This window comes from Microbispora hainanensis, assembly GCF_006874475.1.
Taxonomy (GTDB): Bacteria; Actinomycetota; Actinomycetes; order Streptosporangiales; family Streptosporangiaceae; genus Microbispora; species Microbispora hainanensis.
On record NZ_VIRM01000071.1, the window covers coordinates 1 to 18,012 of the forward strand.

17 protein-coding genes are annotated in these 18,012 nt (G+C 72.1%); 9 read left to right on the forward strand and 8 right to left on the reverse strand.

Annotated features, from left to right (window positions below; translation table 11 throughout):
- Positions 1 to 198 precede the first annotated feature (198 nt).
- The 3 genes from FLX08_RS36305 (at position 199) to FLX08_RS36315 (ending at position 2,851) form a co-directional block, all read left to right on the forward strand.
- Positions 199 to 1,521 (forward strand): alkyl sulfatase dimerization domain-containing protein, encoded by a 1,323-nt coding sequence (locus FLX08_RS36305; protein WP_142624796.1) that lies wholly within the window; start codon positions 199 to 201, stop codon positions 1,519 to 1,521.
- A 110-nt stretch (positions 1,522 to 1,631) separates the two neighbouring features.
- Positions 1,632 to 2,456, forward strand: coding sequence for a HipA family kinase (locus tag FLX08_RS36310; protein ID WP_142624797.1), 825 nt, complete (start codon positions 1,632 to 1,634; stop codon positions 2,454 to 2,456).
- Entirely contained in the window at positions 2,453 to 2,851 is a 399-nt protein-coding gene (locus FLX08_RS36315) for a DUF3037 domain-containing protein (RefSeq protein WP_142624798.1), read from the forward strand. Before FLX08_RS36310 ends, FLX08_RS36315 begins: the two co-directional genes overlap by 4 nt.
- Before the next feature lie 63 nt (positions 2,852 to 2,914).
- On the opposite strand, the gene FLX08_RS36320 is transcribed toward FLX08_RS36315, so the two are convergent.
- The 3 genes from FLX08_RS36320 to ispG all read right to left on the reverse strand — a co-directional run bounded on the left by FLX08_RS36320 (position 2,915) and on the right by ispG (position 6,808).
- On the reverse strand, positions 2,915 to 3,757 hold the full coding sequence (locus FLX08_RS36320; protein ID WP_142624826.1) for a GNAT family N-acetyltransferase: 843 nt from the start codon (positions 3,755 to 3,757) through the stop codon (positions 2,915 to 2,917).
- Between the two features lie 56 nt (positions 3,758 to 3,813).
- A complete protein-coding gene (locus FLX08_RS36325; RefSeq protein ID WP_244313144.1) occupies positions 3,814 to 5,520 on the reverse strand; it encodes an alpha/beta hydrolase in 1,707 nt (568 codons plus the stop codon).
- A gap of 124 nt (positions 5,521 to 5,644) precedes the next feature.
- On the reverse strand, positions 5,645 to 6,808 hold the full coding sequence (gene ispG, locus FLX08_RS36330; protein ID WP_142624800.1) for a flavodoxin-dependent (E)-4-hydroxy-3-methylbut-2-enyl-diphosphate synthase: 1,164 nt from the start codon (positions 6,806 to 6,808) through the stop codon (positions 5,645 to 5,647).
- A 334-nt stretch (positions 6,809 to 7,142) separates the two neighbouring features.
- Between ispG and FLX08_RS36335 the strand changes: the two genes are divergently transcribed.
- The gene (locus FLX08_RS36335; RefSeq protein ID WP_208761893.1) at positions 7,143 to 8,288 is read left to right on the forward strand and encodes a lytic polysaccharide monooxygenase auxiliary activity family 9 protein; all 1,146 of its coding nucleotides are present in this window, start codon (positions 7,143 to 7,145) and stop codon (positions 8,286 to 8,288) included.
- A 52-nt stretch (positions 8,289 to 8,340) separates the two neighbouring features.
- On the opposite strand, the gene dxr is transcribed toward FLX08_RS36335, so the two are convergent.
- The gene (dxr, locus tag FLX08_RS36340) at positions 8,341 to 9,528 is read right to left on the reverse strand and encodes a 1-deoxy-D-xylulose-5-phosphate reductoisomerase (protein ID WP_142624801.1); all 1,188 of its coding nucleotides are present in this window, start codon (positions 9,526 to 9,528) and stop codon (positions 8,341 to 8,343) included.
- A 262-nt stretch (positions 9,529 to 9,790) separates the two neighbouring features.
- Between dxr and FLX08_RS36345 the strand changes: the two genes are divergently transcribed.
- Both FLX08_RS36345 and FLX08_RS42660 read left to right on the forward strand, forming a co-directional pair.
- Positions 9,791 to 10,864 carry a trypsin-like serine peptidase gene (locus FLX08_RS36345; protein ID WP_142624802.1) on the forward strand — a complete coding sequence of 358 codons (1,074 nt, stop codon included), beginning with the start codon at positions 9,791 to 9,793 and terminating at the stop codon, positions 10,862 to 10,864.
- 51 nt (positions 10,865 to 10,915) lie between these two features.
- Positions 10,916 to 12,010 (forward strand): trypsin-like serine peptidase, encoded by a 1,095-nt coding sequence (locus FLX08_RS42660; protein WP_244313145.1) that lies wholly within the window; start codon positions 10,916 to 10,918, stop codon positions 12,008 to 12,010.
- Positions 12,011 to 12,031: 21 nt separating this feature from the next.
- Here the strand turns inward: FLX08_RS42660 and ppk2 are convergent, their stop codons facing one another.
- Complete coding sequence (gene ppk2, locus FLX08_RS36355) at positions 12,032 to 12,970, reverse strand: polyphosphate kinase 2 (RefSeq protein ID WP_142624803.1); 939 nt, start codon at positions 12,968 to 12,970, stop codon at positions 12,032 to 12,034.
- Positions 12,971 to 13,065: 95 nt separating this feature from the next.
- Entirely contained in the window at positions 13,066 to 14,031 is a 966-nt protein-coding gene (locus FLX08_RS36360; RefSeq protein ID WP_142624804.1) for an aldo/keto reductase, read from the reverse strand.
- Between the two features lie 96 nt (positions 14,032 to 14,127).
- On the opposite strand from FLX08_RS36360, the gene FLX08_RS36365 reads away from it, so the two are divergent.
- Positions 14,128 to 14,694, forward strand: coding sequence for a TetR/AcrR family transcriptional regulator (locus tag FLX08_RS36365; protein WP_142624805.1), 567 nt, complete (start codon positions 14,128 to 14,130; stop codon positions 14,692 to 14,694).
- A gap of 74 nt (positions 14,695 to 14,768) precedes the next feature.
- On the opposite strand, the gene FLX08_RS36370 is transcribed toward FLX08_RS36365, so the two are convergent.
- Together FLX08_RS36370 and FLX08_RS36375 are read right to left on the reverse strand one after the other, a co-directional pair.
- On the reverse strand, positions 14,769 to 15,866 hold the full coding sequence (locus FLX08_RS36370; protein WP_142624806.1) for a sensor histidine kinase: 1,098 nt from the start codon (positions 15,864 to 15,866) through the stop codon (positions 14,769 to 14,771).
- On the reverse strand, positions 15,863 to 16,516 hold the full coding sequence (locus FLX08_RS36375; protein ID WP_142624807.1) for a response regulator transcription factor: 654 nt from the start codon (positions 16,514 to 16,516) through the stop codon (positions 15,863 to 15,865). Before FLX08_RS36375 ends, FLX08_RS36370 begins: the two co-directional genes overlap by 4 nt.
- 87 nt (positions 16,517 to 16,603) lie before the next feature.
- Here FLX08_RS36375 and FLX08_RS36380 point away from each other — a divergent pair, with 87 nt between their 5' ends.
- Complete coding sequence (locus FLX08_RS36380) at positions 16,604 to 17,257, forward strand: PDZ domain-containing protein (protein WP_142624808.1); 654 nt, start codon at positions 16,604 to 16,606, stop codon at positions 17,255 to 17,257.
- Entirely contained in the window at positions 17,254 to 17,952 is a 699-nt protein-coding gene (locus FLX08_RS36385) for a S41 family peptidase (RefSeq protein WP_142624809.1), read from the forward strand. Before FLX08_RS36380 ends, FLX08_RS36385 begins: the two co-directional genes overlap by 4 nt.
- Positions 17,953 to 18,012: the final 60 nt, after the last annotated feature.

Here is an 18,012-nt window from a genome sequence, read left to right on the forward strand (position 1 = left end):
CGGCGGTGGACTGCGCGGGTGATGGTGAGCTGCGGGATGGTGAGCTGCGGGGTGGTGGAACTGCGCACTGACCCCTGAGCCGCGGGCCTACACCGCCTACGCGGCCCACGCGGGCGTACGGGGCGGGGTGCGGGGCCGGGATGGACATTAGGGATCTCCCTACTGTGCACCGTCCGCCCGGAGGATCAGGCTCTTGACATGGAATCACCGATCCTTTCGTACGCCGACGAGGTCTGGCGTGGTTCGGTGCGCCCCGAGGACGTGCCCTACGCGGAACTGCGCCGCGACGGAGTGCAGGAGATCGCCTACGGCGTGGCGATGTGGCCGGCGTGCGGCAACGTGTACGTGGTCCGTGGCGAGGACGGGCTGGGCCTCTTCGACACGGGCGACGCCCGTGAGGCCGAGCAGTCGTACCGTGCGATCAGGAAGTGGTCGTCCGAACCGCTCAAATATGCGATCTTCTCCCGCAGCCGCGCCGACCGGCTGGCGGGGATGGAGGAGTTCGACGCCGAGCCGGGCCCCCGCCCGCTGGTGGTGGCGCAGGAAAGGCTGGCCCACAGACTCGCCCAGCAGGGCAGGACCGCCGGGTACAACGCGGTGGTGGACCTGCGTGAGCAGGGCTTGCCCCGGCTGGTCTGGCCGCCGCCGCAGCGGCTCCCCGACCTGACCTACCGCGACCGGCTGTCCCTGTCGCTGGGGGACGTCACCTTCCAGCTCACCCATGCCTGCGGCGACACCGACGACGCCACCTGGGCGTTCCTGCCCGAGCGGGGCGTGCTGATGACCGGCGACCTGTTCGCGTGGTCGGTCCCGGGTGCAGGCCACCCGCAGCGGATCCAGCGCTATCCGGACGACTGGGCGGTGGCGCTGAGGGCCATGGCCGCACTCGACGCCGACCTGCTGCTCCCCGGGCGGGGGCTGCCGATCCGCGGGCCGGCCCGGGTGCGCCGGGCGCTCACCGACACGGCCGACTATCTCGACAGCCTGGTCGAGCAGACGCTCGACCTGATGAACGCCGGCGCGCGCCTGGACGAGATCCTGCACTCGGTCAAGCCGCCGCCCGCGCTCGCCGGGCGGCCCTACCTGCGCGAGCGCCACGACGAGCCCGAGTTCATCGTGCGCAACATCTGGCGGCTGCACGGCGGCTGGCACGACGGCAACCCCGCCAACCTCAAACCCGCACCGGACGCCGTGTTCGCCCGCGCGGTCGCCGAGCTGTCGGCAGGGGCGGCGTCGGTCGCGGGCCGGGCCGTCGCCGCGGCGGCCGACGGCGACCTGCGCCTGGCCTGCCAGCTCGCCGAGCTCGCCGCGCAGGCCGAGCCGGAGAACCGGAAGGTGCACGAGATCAGGGCCCTCGTCTACGCGATGCGGGTCCAGCAGGAGCACGGCTCGATCGCGCGCGGCGTGTACGCCTGGGCCGCCGCCGAGTCGCGCAGCAAGACCACCGGCATGGATCTGCTCGACGTCTACCACGACGTCGCCGAGGGCCGGATGTGGTGGCTGCCGAGCAAGGCCAACTGAGCCCGCCGAGCTGAGCCGGCCAGAACCCAGCCGGCCCGGCTGAGCCGCCCAGGTGGCCGGCGGGCGCGAGGAGGGGAGCGCCCGCCGGCCCTGCCGGTAACCTTCCTTCCGTGCTCGAACAGATCACGGCGACCCGGTATGTCGCGCCCCTGCGCGAGGGCGGGTCGCTGCCCGGAGTCGTCGAAGCCGACGACCTCGGCACGTACGTCGTGAAGTTCCGCGGCGCGGGACAGGGCCGGCGGGTGCTCGTCGCCGAGATCGTCTGCGCCGAACTCGCCAGGAGGCTCGGCTTCGCCACGCCGGAGCTCAAGGTCATCGACCTCGACCCGCAACTCGGCGTCCGCGAACCGGACGAGGAGATCCAGGACCTGCTCACGGCGAGCGCCGGGCACAACCTCGCGATCGACTTCCTGCCCGGAGCGCTCGGTTTCGATCCGCTCGCCTGGGAGCCCGACGCCGAGTTCGCCTCCCGGGTGCTGTGGTTCGACGCGTTCGTCCACAACGTGGACCGGAGCTGGCGCAACCCGAACCTGCTCGTCTGGCACGGCGGGGTGTGGCTGATCGACCACGGCGCAGCCCTGTGGTTCCACCACAACTGGCCGACGGCCGACCCGCGCCGCCGGTTCGACGGCCGCGACCACGTGCTCGCGCCGTTCGCGACGAAACTGGAGCAGGCCGACGCCGACCTGGCCGGGCTCGTCACCCGGCCGCTGCTGAACGAGGTGACCGCGCTGGTGCCGGACGAGTGGCTGGAGGACGAGCCGGGCTTCGCGGATGCGGACGCCGTACGGCAGGCCTACGTCGAGCACCTGCTCGCCCGGGTCGCCGGGCCCCGCGACTGGCTCCCCGACCCCGCCGCTCCGGCTCCGCGCCCGGGTGGGCCGAGCGCGACGATCGGCGGCTTCTGGCGTGCGGCGCGGGAGGGCGGCCGATGAGCGACGTCTACGAGTACGCGGTGATCCGCGTGGTGCCCAGCGTGGAGCGGGGCGAACTGGTCAACGCCGGGGTCATCCTCTACTGCCAGCCGCGCGGCTACCTGTGCGCACGGGTGGAGCTGGACGAGGCCCGGCTGCTGGCGCTGGGCGTGCCGGTGGACCTGCCCGGCGTACGGCTGGCGCTGGCCGCCTACGAGCGGGCGTGTGGCGAGGAGGCGGGCCCCCTGCGCGGGGAGCCGCTGGGCGCCCGGTTCCGCTGGCTCACCGCGCCGCGCAGCACGGTCGTGCAGACCGGGCCGGTGCATGCCGGGCTGACCGGCGACCCGGCGGCCGAGCTGGATCGCCTGCTGACCCGGCTGGTGCGACCGGCGCAGGCCGGCCTCAGCACGGGGTAGTGCGCTGAAAGCCCAGCAGGAACGAAAGAGAGCCAGGACCGGAGTCCCAGTCCCAGGACGGGGCTAGAACAACACGGACATGAACGTGTCGACCTCCTGGAAGCCCACCTTGCGGTAGACGGTCCTGGCCGGGAGGTTGAAGTCGTTCACGTAGAGGGTGACGACCGGCGCGAAGTATTTCAGCGCCTGCTCGACCACGGCGGCCATGCCCGCCGCGGCGTGGCCGCGTCCGCGCAGGTCGGGGTGGACCCACACGCCCTGGATCTGGCACGCCTGCGGCGTCACCGCGCCGATCTCGGCCTTGAAGACCACCTGGCCGTCGTCGATCCGCGCGTACGACCGGCCGATGCGGATGAGCTCGGCGACCCTCGACCGGTAGAGCGCTCCACCGTCGCCGTTGTCCGGTGAGACGCCCACCTCTTCGGTGAACATCGCCACGCAGGCGGGCAGCAGGATGCCGAACTCTTCGGGACGGACCCTCCGTACGAGCGGGTCCGGGTCGACGGCGGGCGCGGAGCTCGTGGCCATGACCGGCTGGGCCCACCGGATCGCCCGGGCACCGCCCCAGTGCGGCTCCAGCCGCTCCCAGAGCTGTTCCACGGCACCGGCGGGGCCGACGATGGACGAGCAGCGACGGCCCTGCTTGCGCGCCCGGTCGGCGAACGCGTGGACGGCCTCGCGGGTGGCGTTCACGGGCACCAGGTTGGCGCCCGCGTAACACAGGGAAACCAGCCCTCCGCGGGGTCCGTAGCCCCACATCTGACCGCCGAGCCGTGAAGGGCTGAGGCCGACGGCCCTGACCCGGGCCGCTACGAACACATTGGCGACCGGATCGGTGTCGAGGAGTGCCAGCACCTCGTCACGATCGCTGTCGTCGAGCACGCGCGACGCCGATGTTCGCAGCATCACGGGCCCAGCCTACGCGAACGGTCAGCGTTTGGGAGGTATCGGCCGGGCCGTGCTCACGGCCGTGTGGCGGAGGTGTGGGACGCCGTTCCCTGCGCACCCTCCGCGACCTTCATCAGCCTGGCCCGCGGCTCCGGCTCGCCCGGGCAGGTCGCGTCGGCGCCCCGCTTGCCCCTGCGCTGCGGCGACAGCACCGCGTCGCGCAGGTAGGCCGCCAGTTGCCGGTCGACGCAGGCGTTCCCGGCGAGCGACACGCCGTGGTTGCCGCCGTGCGAGACGAGCAGGCGCGAGGTCGGGAACAGGCTGCGCATGCGCAGCGCCCCCGCGTACGGCGTGGCGGCGTCGCGCTCGGCCTGGACCAGCAGGATGGGCGGCAGGTGCGGCGTGCCCACCTTGACGGGGGTGCCGCCCTTCTCGGGCCAGAAGGCGCACGGCGCGTTGTAGACGGCGTTGGGCCAGGCCATGAACGGCGCCTCGGCGTGCTCCCTGCGGGTGTCGGCCCGCCAGCGGTCCCACGACCGGGGCCAGGCCGCGTCGCGGCACTCCACGCCCAGGTAGACCGCGTAGGAGTTCTCCTCCTCCGCGTCGATCTCGGCCTGCGCGCGGAACAGTTTCACCAGGACCGAGGAGTCGCCGTTGCGGACGTACGACGAGAAGGCGGAGCCCAGGTAGGGCCAGAGGCGGTCGCTGTAGGCGCCGTTGGAGAAGACGTCGTCCAGTTCGCTCGGGCCCACGACACCGCCCGCGGGCCTGTCCCGCAGGCGGGAGCGCATGGAGTACCACGCGAAGGACACCGTCGCCTGGGTCGTGCCCAGCTTGTAGACGTCGTTGTGCTCGGCCACCCAGGCGAGGAAGTCGCGGTGCCGCCGGTCGAAGCTGCGGTCCTGGGCGATGTTGGCCTCATACCAGACACCGTCGGGGTCCACCACGCTGTCGAGCACGAGGCGGCGCACCCGCTGCGGGAACAGCGTGGCGTAGACCGCCCCCAGGTAGGTGCCGTACGAGTAGCCGAGATAGCTGATCTTCTGCTCGCCGAGCGCCGCGCGCACCGAGTCCATGTCGCGGGCGGAGTTCTCGGTGGTCAGGTAGGGCAGGAACCAGGCCCAGCGGTTGCCGCACCCCTCGGCGTACTGCTTGGCCCGGCCGATCAGCACCCGCTCCTCGGCGTCGTTCTTCGGCACGTTGTCGGGGCGGGGCGGCGCGTAGAAGCGGGCCGGGTCCACGCACGACATGGCGGGCTGGCTGGGCGCCACCCCGCGTGGGGCGAACCCGACGATGTCGAACCGGGCGGCGACCTCCTTGGGCAGCCGGGCCGCGACATATCTGGCCAGGCTGAGCCCCTCGCCACCCGGTCCGCCGGGGTTGACCAGCAGCGTGCCGAGGTGGTTGCCGTCACGTGAGACGGTGCCCTTGATGCGGTTGAGCGACAGGGTGATCTGCTGGCCGTACGGCTCGTGGTAGTCGAGCGGGACGCGCAGCTCCGCGCACTCCTGCACCGGCTCCCGCCGGCCGGCCCGGCGAGCCGGCCCGGACGACTCGGTCGACGCGAAAGGCTCGATCGATCCGATCGGCCGGGCCGAGCCGAGCCCGAGCAGGCCGCCGGAGTCCGACTTCTTCTCGGGCGGGCACTGCTTCCATTCGAGCGGACGCTGCGGCGGCCCCCAGTGCCCCGGCCGGTCCGATCCGGCCGCCACCCCTTCCGGCCCGACCAGCCCGGCGACCAGCGTCGCCATGCCCGCGACCACACCAACGACCCGCTTCACCGGCATTGCTCCTCTGCTTCCTGACAGCAGAGGACAGCTTCGCGAGGTGATCGACCGGGTACGGTCCGTACTACCCGTTCATTGCCATTGTGTAGTCAGAGCATTGCGATCTGTAACGCCCGGGTCAGCGGACGACGACCTCCGGACCGGCGTCCTCGTCGTCGAGGTCCACGTCGACGCCCATCTCCTCGGCCAGGCGCAGGGCCTCCTCGATGAGGGTCTCGACGATCTGCGACTCGGGGACGGTCTTGATGACCTCGCCCTTCACGAAGATCTGGCCCTTGCCGTTGCCGGAGGCGACGCCGAGGTCGGCCTCCCTGGCCTCGCCGGGTCCGTTGACCACACAGCCCATCACGGCCACGCGCAGCGGCACCTTGAGCCCGGCCAGCCCGGCCTGCACCTGCTCGGCGAGGGTGTAGACGTCCACCTGGGCACGGCCGCAGGACGGACACGAGACGATCTCCAGGCCGCGCTCGCGCAGGCCCAGCGACTCGAGGATCTGCGTGCCGACCTTGACCTCCTCGACCGGAGGCGCCGACAGCGACACCCGGATGGTGTCGCCGATCCCCTCGGCCAGCAGCGCGCCGAACGCCACGGCCGACTTGATCGTGCCCTGGAAGGCCGGCCCCGCCTCGGTCACGCCGAGGTGCAGCGGGTAGTCGCAGCGCTGGGCGAGCAGCCGGTAGGCCTGGATCATGACGACGGGGTCGTTGTGCTTGACCGAGATCTTGATGTCGCGGAAGCCGTGCTCCTCGAACAGGGAGCACTCCCACAGCGCCGACTCGACCAGGGCCTCGGGGGTGGCCTTGCCGTACTTCTGCAGCAGGCGCGGGTCGAGCGAGCCGGCGTTGACGCCGATCCTGATCGGCACGCCGGCGTCGGAGGCCGCGCGGGCGATCTCGCCGACCTTGTCGTCGAACTTCTTGATGTTCCCGGGGTTCACCCGGACGGCCGCGCATCCGGCGTCGATCGCCGCGAAGACGTATTTGGGCTGGAAATGGATGTCGGCGATGACCGGGATCTTGGACTTCCTCGCGATGGCCGGCAGCGCGTCGGCGTCGTCCTGCGAGGGGACCGCGACGCGGACGATCTGGCAGCCGGCGGCGGTGAGCTCGGCGATCTGCTGCAGGGTGGAGTTGACGTCGGCGGTCAGGGTGGTGGTCATCGACTGCACCGAGACCGGCGCGTCCCCGCCGACGGGGACCGAGCCGACCATGATCTGACGTGACACCCGCCGCTTGGCGATCGGCTGGGTCCGTACGGCGGGAATCCCGAGATCAACAGACATTTCTGCACCTTGTTGTAATAGGCGACGCCCGGTGGGGGCCCTCCCAGTCTAAGGAGTGCCGCGACGCCGGGCGGCCCGAAAGCTTTTCACGACGAATGAAGGTTTCATGACCCGCAGCCGAAGGAAGAGCCGCCACCTGCGAGGACGGGCGCGGCGGCCATCGCCCGGGTGGGCAGGCGGCGGAGGCCGACCTAGAGTCCGAATCGCGTGAGCGCTCTCGCACCACCTGGTCGGTAAGTCAACGGCTGTCCCCCCGGGCCGACGTGCTCGCGCCGTCGGCGGTGCCGTGCTGCACCACGAGTGCGGCAGCCATGACCACGCGAAAGGGTAGCCCGTGGGTAGACCACGAAGAAAACTGTCGACAGCGACGATCGCACTGATCGTCGCCGCGCTGTCCGCCCTCGTCTCCGCCGTCGTGCTCGCCTCCCCGGCGTCCGCGCACGGCGCTCCGATGATGCCCGGCAGCCGCACCTACCTGTGCTGGAAGGACGGCACGACCTCAAGCGGAGCCATCCAGCCGAAGAACTCCGCCTGCGCGGCCGCGGTGGCCAAGAGCGGCACCAACGCGCTGTACAACTGGTTCGCCGTGCTGCGTTCGGACGGCGCGGGCCGGATGTCCGGCTTCATCCCGGACGGCCAGCTGTGCAGCGGCGGCGCGGTCGTCTACGACTTCAGCGGTTTCGACCTCGCCCGCGACGACTGGCCGGTCACCCACCTGACCTCCGGGGCGACCGTCCAGTTCAAGTACAACAAGTGGGCCGCGCACCCGGGCACGTTCCGGTCGTACATCACGAAGGACTCCTGGAGCCCGACCCGCGCACTGGCGTGGAGCGACCTGGAGTCGACGCCGTTCGACAGCGTCACCGACCCGCCGAGCGTCGGCTCGGTGGGCACCGAGGACGGCCACTACTACTGGAACGCCCGCCTGCCCTCGGGTAAGAGCGGCCGCCACATCATCTACACCGTGTGGCAGCGTTCGGACAGCAACGAGACGTTCTACAGCTGCTCCGACGTCGTCTTCGACGGCGGCAACGGCGAGGTGACCGGCGTCGGCGGCACGGGCAACCCGCCCGTCAGCCCGTCTCCCAGCCCGCGCGTCTCCCCGTCGCCCGGCACCTCGCCGAACACGTCGCCGAGCCCGCGGGTCAGCCCCACGGTGAGCCCGACCCCCGGCGGCAACGGCGGAGCCTGCTCGGCCACCTACAAGGTCATCAGCTCGTGGGGCGGCGGATACCAGGGTGAGGTCACCGTGACGGCCGGCTCCTCGTCCATCGGCAGCTGGACGGTGAGATGGACCCAGCCGAGCGGGAGCACGATCACGCAGGTCTGGAACGGCACGCTCAGCCAGTCGGGCAGCGAGATCAGCGTGAGGAACGTCAGCTACAACGGCAGCGTGGGCGCCGGCGCCTCGACCACGTTCGGCTTCCTGGCCAACGGATCGAGCAGCGGCACCCCGACGCTGACCTGCTCGACGGCCTGACCCGACCGGCCTCGGCGCGGCCCGCCTGACCCGGGTCGCGTCGAGGATCGGCTCAGGCTGTGAGCTCGGCCGCCCGCGCTCTCGCCCAGGCGTCCGCCGCGAGGACCTCCTCGACGGACGCCGCCGGGCCGGGGGTGTGGGCGGCCACCACGCGTTCCACCGTGTCCACGATGCCGAGGAACGGCAGGGCGCCCTTCAGGAACGCCTCCACGCACACCTCGTTCGCCGCGTTGTAGACCGCCGGCGCCGTGCCGCCCAGGGCGCCCACGTGACGGGCCAGCCCGACCGACGGGAACGCCTCGTCGTCGAGCGGCTCGAAGGTCCAGGTGTGGGCCGTGGTCCAGTCGACCGCCCGCGCCGCGCCGGGCACCCGCTCGGGGTAGGCCAGCGCGAGCGAGATCGGCAGCCGCATGTCGGGCGGGCTCGCCTGCGCGACCGTCGAGCCGTCGGTGAACTCCACCATCGAGTGGATCATCGACTGCGGGTGGACCACCACCTCGATCCGGTCGAACCCGATGTCGAACAGCAGATGGGCCTCGATCACCTCCAGGCCCTTGTTCACGAGCGTCGCCGAGTTCACCGTGATGACCGGCCCCATGCTCCAGGTCGGGTGGTTGAGCGCCATCTCGGGGGTCACGTCCGTCAGCTCGGCCCGCTTCCTGCCCCGGAACGGGCCTCCGCTCGCCGTCACCACCAGCCGCCGTACGGCCGCCGGGTCGGCCCCGGCAGGACCGGCCGCCCACAGGCACTGGGCGAGCGCGGAGTGCTCGGAGTCCACGGGGATGATCCGCCCCGGCCCGGCCAGGCGCTTGACCAGCGGGCCGCCCACGATCAGCGACTCCTTGTTGGCCAGCGCGAGCACCCGGTCCGCCTCCAGCGCGGCGAGCGTGGAGGTCAGCCCCAGGGCTCCGGTGATGCCGTTGAGCACGATGTCGCAGGGCGACGCCGCGATCTCCGCCACCCCTTCGGGCCCCGCCAGCACCCGCGCCCGCGCGCCCGCCGCCGCCAGGGCCTCGCGCAGCGCCGGTACAGCCGAGGGGTCGGCCACCGCCACCGCCTCGACATCGAAGTCGGCCGCCTGCCTCGCCAGCAGGTCGACCCGGCCGCCGCCCGCGGCGAGCGCGGTCACGCGGAACCGTCCGGGGGCGTTGGCGACGACGTCCAGAGCCTGGGTGCCGACGGAGCCGGTCGAACCCAGCACGACGACAGACCGGGGCTGCGGCAGGGATTGGGAGCTCATTCCCTCATTGTCTCCGAGACGGCCGGCGGGCCCGCAACGGCACGCGCCCGCACGCGGCCCGTACGCGGATCGGTCGCCGAGGGGACAGGCGCCGAGGGGACAGGCGCCGAGGGGATGAGCGCCGCGCCCAAAGAGGCTGGGGAGAAACAAGCACATATATGCCCGAATCTGCCCATAACCGTATCGGCAGATCGTGAGAAATCCGGTTGAAGGCATCGCTACTTTCCCGCGTCAGGACATCCCGACACGGAGGTAGCCGAGCATGCACCCCAGGGCACGACGTCTCGCCGTTCTCGCGGTCCCCGCCCTCGCCGCGGCGGGGGCGATGCTCCCCGCCGCACACGGCGCCGCGGCGACCGGGACAGGAACCGTCACGCGGTCGGCCGCGGGTCCCCGGCCCGCCGTGCACGAGGCGGCCGACACGGCGAAGGAACAGCGCACGGTCAAGAAGTTCTGGACCGCCGCGCGCATGGAGGCCGCGGAGCCGCTGGACGCCCCCGGCACCGGCGACCGCCACTTCGCCGCGGCCTCCGGTGCGGCCGCGGCGCGGTCCACGACCGTCTCCCCCACGCCGGCCTCCGCCACCCTGACCGCCGCCGCCACCCTGACCGCCGCCGCGGCTCGGCCCTCGTCGCGTACCTCCGGCTCGTCCTGGACCGCGGGCGGGACCGTGGCGAAGACGACGGGCAGGGTGTTCTTCACGGTCACGGCCGGATCGGACGCCGGGCGCAACGCCTCCTGCTCGGGCACCGCCGTCACCAGCGCCAACAAGAGCGTGGTCATCACCGCGGGGCACTGCGTGAAGCTGAACGGCGCCTTCCACGCCAACTGGGTCTTCGTCCCCGGCTACGACCAGGGCAGCCGGCCCAACGGCACCTGGCCGGCGACCACCCTGCTCACCACCCCCCAGTGGAACTCCGGCGAGAACATGAACTTCGACATCGCGGCCGCCGTCGTCGCGCCGCAGGACGGCAAGAGCCTCACCGACGTCGTCGGCGGCCAGGGCGTCGCGTTCAACCAGCCGCGCGGGCAGCAGACGTACGCGTTCGGCTACCCCGCGGGCGCGCCGTACGACGGATCGAAGCTGGTCTACTGCGGCGGGCGCACGTTCGACGACTACCTCAGCTCACAGGACCAGGGGCTGAGCTGCGGCATGACCGGCGGCGCCAGCGGCGGCCCGTGGTTCGTGCGGTTCGACACGCGCACCGGCAGCGGCCTGCTCAACTCGGTGAACAGCTTCAAGTACAACTTCGCGTCCTACTGGATGTTCGGGCCCTACTTCGGCCCGGAGGCCGAGGCGGTCTACAACGCGGCCCAGAAGACGGCCCTCACCTGATTCACGCAAAGTAGCGGCAAGAACACGTCGGGTGGTCCACACTCGGGAGCCATGACTCCGAGCCTCCCCTTGCTTGCCGTCACCGCCCTCGTCACCGGACTCCTGAGTGCCCCCCACCGGGACGTCTCCCCCGTGGGAGACGTCGTGGAGCACGTGGCCGGGCACGTTTCCGAGACCTACTGGACGCCGCAGCGGATGGCGGGCGCGGTCCCGATCGGGCTGCTGGGGGGCCTGCAGAAGATCACCACTGCGCGGCCCGGCACCCCCTCGGCGCCGGCGCCGGCCGCTCCCCCGGCATCGGTGCTGCCGCCTGTCGCCCGGGCCGCCCTGCTGCCGGCCGCCGGAGCGGTCCTCGCCCCCGGCCAGGCGGCGCACGGCTCCACCGGACCCGCCAGAACGGGCAAGACGGCCAGAACGGGCAAGACGGCCAGGACCCGGCAGGCGGCGGCGATGCCCCCGGCGACGACGAGCGGCACGCGCTGGGCGGCGGGCGGCTCCGTGACGAGGACCACCGGCAGGGTCTTCCTCACGCTGAACGGAGTGGACTTCTCCTGCTCCGCCAGCGCCGTGCGCAGCGCGAACAGGGACCTCGTCGTCACCGCCGGGCACTGCGTCAAGGACGGCACCGGGGACTGGGCGGAGAACTGGACGTTCGTCCCCGGATACGACGGCGGGCGGCAGCCGTACGGTGCCTTCCCCGCACGTCGGATGTTCGTCGCCGGGCCCTGGTCGCGGTCGGGGAACGACGACTACGACGTGGGCATGGTCGCCGTGGACGACCTCGGCGGGCAGCACCTGACCGACCTGGTGGGCGGGCAGCCCATCGCCTTCGACCCGCCCCGGGGCCGCCGGACCTACGGATTCGGCTTCCCCGCGGATCCGCCGTACGACGGCGAGCGGCTGCTCTACTGCGCGGGCGTCCCCCATGGCGACCCGCAGGGGCAGACCCGCGACCAGGGCCTGCGCTGCAACCTCACGGCGGGGGCCAGCGGCGGGCCCTGGCTCAGCGGCTTCGACCCGGCCTCCGGCCGGGGCACGCTGACGTCCGTCAGCAGCTTCAAGTACAGCAACGATCACCGCACGATGTACGGCCCCTACTTCGGCTCCGCCGTACGCGACCTGTTCCGCACCGCCGAGCGGGGATGACGGACGGGAAGAAGACGGGGGTCAGAACGGCGACAGCGGCTCGGCGTTGTCCTCGTCCACGATGTCGGCGGCGGACCGGACGATCAGGGGATCGGGCTCGCCCACGACCGAGGCGTCCTTGTCGTCATAGTCGTACAGGGACAGGACGTAGCGCATCGCCTCCAGCCTGCCGCGCTTCTTGTCGTTGCTCTTGATGATCGTCCAGGGGGCGTCCTCGGTGTCGGTGTTGAGGAACATGTCCTCCTTCGCCCGGGTGTACTCGTCCCACAGGTCCAGCGAGGCGACGTCCATCGGCGACAGCTTCCACTGCCGCACGGGGTCCACCTGGCGGATGACGAACCGGGTGCGCTGCTCGGCCCGCGACACCGAGAACCACAGCTTGACGAGGCGGATGCCGTCGCGCACGAGCATCCGCTCGAACAGCGGCGCCTGGTGCATGAACTCCATGTACTCCTCAGGAGTGCAGAAGCCCATGACCCGCTCGACTCCGGCGCGGTTGTACCAGGAGCGGTCGAACAGCACGATCTCGCCGGCGGCCGGGAGATGGGCGACGTACCGCTGGAAGTACCACTGGCCGCGCTCGCGCTCGCTGGGCTTCTCCAGCGCCACCACGGTCGCGCCGCGGGGATTGAGGTGCTCCATGAAGCGCTTGATGGTGCCGCCCTTGCCGGCCGCGTCCCGTCCCTCGAACAGCATGACCAGGCGCCCGCCGGTGTCCTTCAGCCAATACTGCAGCTTCAGCAACTCGATCTGCAGCAGCCGCTTGTGCCGGTCGTACTCCTGCCGGGAGATCCGGTGGTCGTACGGGTAGTGCTCCCGCCAGGTGTCCACCGGGCCGCCGTCGGCGCGGACGAGGACGGGATCGTCGTCATCGTCGTCCAGCACCTTCAGCCCCGGCGTCCGGCGCAGCAACTCGATTCCGTCGGGATGCTCCCCGACCTGGGGTGATGCTTCCGACATTTCAGGCGTCCCGTTCGCTTGGCCGGCATGTCCGCGGACGTTCCGCTGCCCTACGCCGCGTGTCGTACACCACGGCCACCGCTGTTCACACTCCGTCAGCGGGAGATCTCGTCGAGATGGGCGGCGACGTCGGGCGGCAGGACGAGGTCGAGCCCGGCGAGGTTGCCGCGCAGCTGGTCGAGCGTGCGCGGGCCGACGATGACCGAGGTCACCTCCGGCCTGCTCCGCACCCAGGCCAGCGCGACGGCCGCCGGGGCGACGCCGAGCTCCGCGGCGGCGTCGGCGACGTGCCCGGCGATCGCGAGGTTGGGCTCGGTCAAAAAGCCCTCGGCCCAGGTGCGGGCCGCGGGGATGGGCGACGCCATGAGCCGCCCCAGCCGGGTGTCGGCTCCGGGGGTCTCGCCGCTGCGGTAGCGCCCGCTGAGCACGCCGCCGCCGAGGGGCGACCAGACGAGCGTGCCGAGCCCGTGCCGCCGGCAGACGGGCAGGATCTCCGCCTCGATGCCCCTGGCCACCAGCGAGTACTCCGGCTGGAGGCTGACGAACGGCGTCCCGCCCGCCCGCTGCGCGGCCCACTGGGCCTCCACGATCTGGGCCGCGGTGAAGTTCGAGCAGCCGATGTACCGCACCTTGCCCGACCGTACGAACCCGTCCAGGGTCGCCATGGTCTCCTCGATCGGAGTCGAGTCGTCCCAATGGTGGCATTGGTAGAGATCGATGTGGTCGGTCCCGAGCCGGCGCAGGCTGTCCTCCAGCGCCCTGGTGAGGTGGGCCCGGGACAGCCCGCGGTCGTTGGGACCGGGGCCCTGCGGCAGGAACGCCTTGGTGGCGAGCACCACCTCGTCCCTCCTGCCCCGCACGGCCCGCCCGACGATCCGCTCCGCCTCGCCGCCGGTGTACGCGTCGGCGGTGTCGATGACGTTCCCGCCCGCCTCGAGGAAGGCGTCCACGATGCGGGTGGCCTCCGTCTCGTCGCAGCCTCCGGGCGCGCCGAAGTTCATCGTGCCGAGGCATGCCGTGGAGACCCGAAGTCCCGAACGGCCGAGCGTTGCGTAGTCCATCACGTATCACCCCGTAGTATCAGGAACATCTGTTCCGGTTGATTCGGGGACGATACGGAACACGTGTTCCGGCTGTCAAACGTGACGAGGAGGACGATGACCGGCGAAGTGAGGCCCCGGCGTGCGGACGCGCAGCGCAACCGGGAGCGCATCCTGGACGCGGCCGAAGCCGTGCTGGCCCGCGAAGGGACGTCCGCGTCCGTGCGCGCGGTCGCCGGGGAGGCAGGAGTGGGGCTCGGCACGATCTACCGGCACTTCCCCACCCAGGAGGCGCTCTACCAGGCGGTGATCGTGGACCGTACGCGACGGCTCCTCGCGGAGGCGGACAGGCCCTCGCCGGATCCGGGCACGGCCTTTTTCACATTCCTCGAGCGGATCGTGGTGCACGCGACTCAGAAGAAGACCGCCGCCGACCTGCTCGCCGGGTCCGGCGCCGACCCCAAGGCCGGGACGGCCGACGTCAGCCGCGACATGAGGCAGGCGATCGGGCGGCTACTCACGGCCGCGCAGCAGGCGGACGCGGTGCGGCCCGACCTCCGGACGCCCGAACTGCTGGCCCTGCTGTGCGGGGTGTGCCTGGCGGCCGAACGCGACGAGTGGAGCGACGAACTGCGCCGTCGCGCCCTCGACGTCTTCTTCGACGGCCTGCGCCCCCGTCCCTGACCACGCCCCATGTCCTGGGGCGACCTCTCATGAGGCGGCCGGTCATGAGGCGGCCGGTCATGAGGCGGCCGCTGTCATGTGACGCCCGCCGGGAACGTCACGGCGACATCGAGGCCGCCGCCGGGATTCGGGCGCGCCGCGACGGCGGCCCCGTGCGCCGCCGCGATCGACGCGACGATCGACAGCCCGAGCCCCGCGCCCTGCCCTCGCGTCGTGTGCAGACGCCGGAAGGGCGCGAAGAGGTCGCCGAAGCGTTCGGCCGGCACCTCGGGGCCGGTGTTGCGGACCGTCAGCACACCCCCGGCGAGCGTCACCTCGACCGACCCGCCGGGGTGGTTGTAACGCACGGCGTTGTCGACGAGGTTGGTGACGAGCCGGTTCAGCAGCACCGGATCGCCGTGGACGAGGAACGGCTCGACGCGCGCCGTCACCGTCACCGCGTCCGTCACCGTGTCCGTCTCGGCCAGGACGAGCCGTACGACCTCGTGGAAGGGCACGGGATCCCGCTTCTGCAGGCCGTGCTCGGCCTGGGAGAGGACCAGCAGGGCGTCGATGAGGCCCTCGATGCGGTGGTTGTGGACCAGGAGCGTGTCACGGATCTCCCCGACGTCCTCGGGGAGGCCGACCTCGATCGCCGTCCGCTGCACGGCCAGCGGGGTCCGCAGTTCGTGGGACGCGTTCGCGATGAACCGCCGCTGCCCCTCGACCGAGCGCTCCAGCCGGTCGAGCATGGCGTCGAAGGTGTCCGCCAGCTCCTTCAGCTCGTCGCGCGGCCCGGTGAGGGCGATCCGCTCGTGCAGGGTGGACAGGGACAGCCGCTGCGCCGTGGCGGTGATCCGGTGGAGCGGCCGCAGGATCCGTCCCGCGATCAGCCAGCCCACGACGACCGACACCAGGGTCAGGACCCCGATCGCCAGCGCGCTCACGTCCCACTGATAGTGGATCAGGTCTCTCGCCAGCTCGGACAGGGGCGGGAGCGGCTCCAACCCGTTCCCACCAGCCGGGGCCGCCGAGGCCACCGGCGCCTGGCCCGGCAGCGGCGCCACGAGGCGCTCGATCCGCGCGTGCAGCGCCTGGCGCAGGAGCGTGTTGACGATGACCAGCAGCACGACCGAGGTGAGCAGGAAAAGCCCCGAATAGATCAGCGTCAGCCTTACCCGGACCGTCGTCACAGCAGATATCCGGCGCCGGGGACGGTCTGGATGCACGGCGGGTCGCCCAGCTTGGCCCGCAGGCGGCTTACCACCACCCGCACCACGGTCGTGAAGGGGTCGGCGTTCTCGTCCCACGCCTCCTCCAGGAGCCGCTCGGCGCTCACCACCGCGCCCTCCGCCCGCATGAGCACCTCCAGGACGGCGAACTCCTTGAGCGACAGGTGCAGGTGCCGGCCGTCCCTGGACGCCTGGAGCCGATGCGTGTCGAGCACGATCCCGTGCCGGGTCAGCACCGGGGGCACCTGGTCGCGGCTGCGCCGGCCCAGCGCCCGCACCCGCGCGACCAGTTCGGTGAAGTCGAAGGGCTTGGGCAGGTAGTCGTCGGCCCCCATGCCGAGCCCGGCGACCCGCTCCGGCACCGACGACGCCGCCGTCATCATGAGGATCCGCGTACGGCTCCCGCGCGCGACCAGCTCGCGGCACACGAGGTCGCCGTGCAGCCCGGGCAGGTCGCGGTCGAGCACGAGGACGTCGTAGTCGCTGACCGCCAGCCGCTCGGCCGTGGCCGTCCCGTCGTACACGACGTCGACCGCCATGGCCTGGCGGCGCAGGCCCATCGCGACGAGGTCGGCCAGATCGCGCTCGTCTTCGGCCACGAGAATCCGCATGCGAGCTTCGTATCCGAAGCGGGGTAACAGCGGCGTTAACGGTGTCGTTCACGGCCGTGCAACCCGCCGGCGGCCAGGCTGACCGGCATGATCAGAACTCTTCCCGCCGCCGTCCTGCTGACGGCCGCCGCCCTGTCCGCCGCTCCCCCGGCCCCCGCCGCGCAGGCCGGCATCACGCGGGCCGACGCGGGCGGCGTGTGTGCCCGGATAACCGCGCCGCCGCCGGAGTCCGCGCCGCCGACGTCGGTGAACACGCTCCGGCAGGCGTACGAGTGCGTGCTGGACAACTACTACGGCGGGCCCGCGCTGGACTCGAAGGTGCTGTTGCGGGACGCCCTCGCCGCCTATACCCGGGAGCTGATGCGGCGCGGGGCCGACAAGGCCGGCCTCCGCCTGCCCGCGCTGACGGGGAACCGCGAGTCCGACTGGGCCGCGTTCGCCGGCATGATCGGCGCCGGCGACCCGGGCGCGCTGCACGCGGCGATCACCGGCATGGTCGCGGGGCTGCACGACGACCACGCCCGGGTGGAGAAGATCACTCCCCCGCCGGCGGGCGGGCCGGTGGGGACGGGCATCGCCGGCCTGTCGGCCGCACAGGGCCCGCAGCTCGACCCGGCCGCCCGGCCTCCCTTGTTCATCACCCGCATCCTGCCCGGGAGCCCGGCGGACAAGGCCGGCATCCGGCCCGGCGACATCGTCGAGAAGGTCGACGGCATCCCGGCGTTCATCGGTGACAGGTGAACCAGAGCCTCATCGAGGTGTTCGCCTCCCGCACCGTACGGCTCACGCTGAAGCGTCCCACGACGGGACGCGTGCGGACCGTGCAGCTCACCGAGGGTCCCCTCCGCGAGCAGGAGCGGGCGGTGACGTCGAAGAGGCTCCCCGGCGGCGTCACCTACGTCGCGGTGCCCGGATTCTTCGAGGGCGCGGCCGACCAGGTCATCGCCGCGCTGAAGGACACCTCCAAGGCCGCCGTCATCGACCTGCGCGGCAACGGCGGCGGGTCGCCGCGCGAGGTGACCCGGCTGCTCGGCGCCTTCGCCCACGGCACGGTCACGAGCTACTTCTGCCCGCTCACCGGTGACTGCACGGCCAACCGCACCGACGACACCGTGCCGCTGCTCGGGCTGCGCCTGGTCGTGCTCACCGACCGCGCGTGCGCCTCCGCGTGTGAGGACTTCAGCGCGGCCGTGAAGGACAACGGCCTGGGCACTCTCGTCGGGACCCGCACCGCGGGGGCCGTCTCCGGGCCGGCCGAGGCGTACCTTCTCGACGACAACAGCGTGCTGCTGCTGCCGAGGGTCCGCCACCTCGGCCCGGCCCGGGAGATCATCGACACCGTCGGCGTCCCCGTCGACCACTACGCCCCCATGACGGCCCTCGATCTGGCCCAGGGCCGCGACCCCGGCCTCGCCAAGGCGCTGAGTCTCCTCTGAACGGGGCCTCCGCGAAAACGAGGGGCCCGGGGGCGGCAGTCCCCCGGGCCCCTCGGACGC

Bases quoted from the DNA above. Each gene is read 5' to 3' on its own strand.
- FLX08_RS36360 (WP_142624804.1), bottom strand. From the start codon at position 14,031: ATGGACTACGCAACGCTCGGCCGTTCGGGACTTCGGGTCTCCACGGCA.
- FLX08_RS36365 (WP_142624805.1), top strand. From the start codon at position 14,128: ATGACCGGCGAAGTGAGGCCCCGGCGTGCGGACGCGCAGCGCAACCGG.
- FLX08_RS36315 (WP_142624798.1), top strand. From the start codon at position 2,453: ATGAGCGACGTCTACGAGTACGCGGTGATCCGCGTGGTGCCCAGCGTG.
- FLX08_RS36320 (WP_142624826.1), bottom strand. From the start codon at position 3,757: ATGCTGCGAACATCGGCGTCGCGCGTGCTCGACGACAGCGATCGTGAC.
- ppk2 (WP_142624803.1), bottom strand. From the start codon at position 12,970: ATGTCGGAAGCATCACCCCAGGTCGGGGAGCATCCCGACGGAATCGAG.
- FLX08_RS42660 (WP_244313145.1), top strand. From the start codon at position 10,916: ATGACTCCGAGCCTCCCCTTGCTTGCCGTCACCGCCCTCGTCACCGGA.
- FLX08_RS36375 (WP_142624807.1), bottom strand. From the start codon at position 16,516: ATGCGGATTCTCGTGGCCGAAGACGAGCGCGATCTGGCCGACCTCGTC.
- FLX08_RS36345 (WP_142624802.1), top strand. From the start codon at position 9,791: ATGCACCCCAGGGCACGACGTCTCGCCGTTCTCGCGGTCCCCGCCCTC.
- FLX08_RS36305 (WP_142624796.1), top strand. From the start codon at position 199: ATGGAATCACCGATCCTTTCGTACGCCGACGAGGTCTGGCGTGGTTCG.
- FLX08_RS36380 (WP_142624808.1), top strand. From the start codon at position 16,604: ATGATCAGAACTCTTCCCGCCGCCGTCCTGCTGACGGCCGCCGCCCTG.
- dxr (WP_142624801.1), bottom strand. From the start codon at position 9,528: ATGAGCTCCCAATCCCTGCCGCAGCCCCGGTCTGTCGTCGTGCTGGGT.
- ispG (WP_142624800.1), bottom strand. From the start codon at position 6,808: ATGTCTGTTGATCTCGGGATTCCCGCCGTACGGACCCAGCCGATCGCC.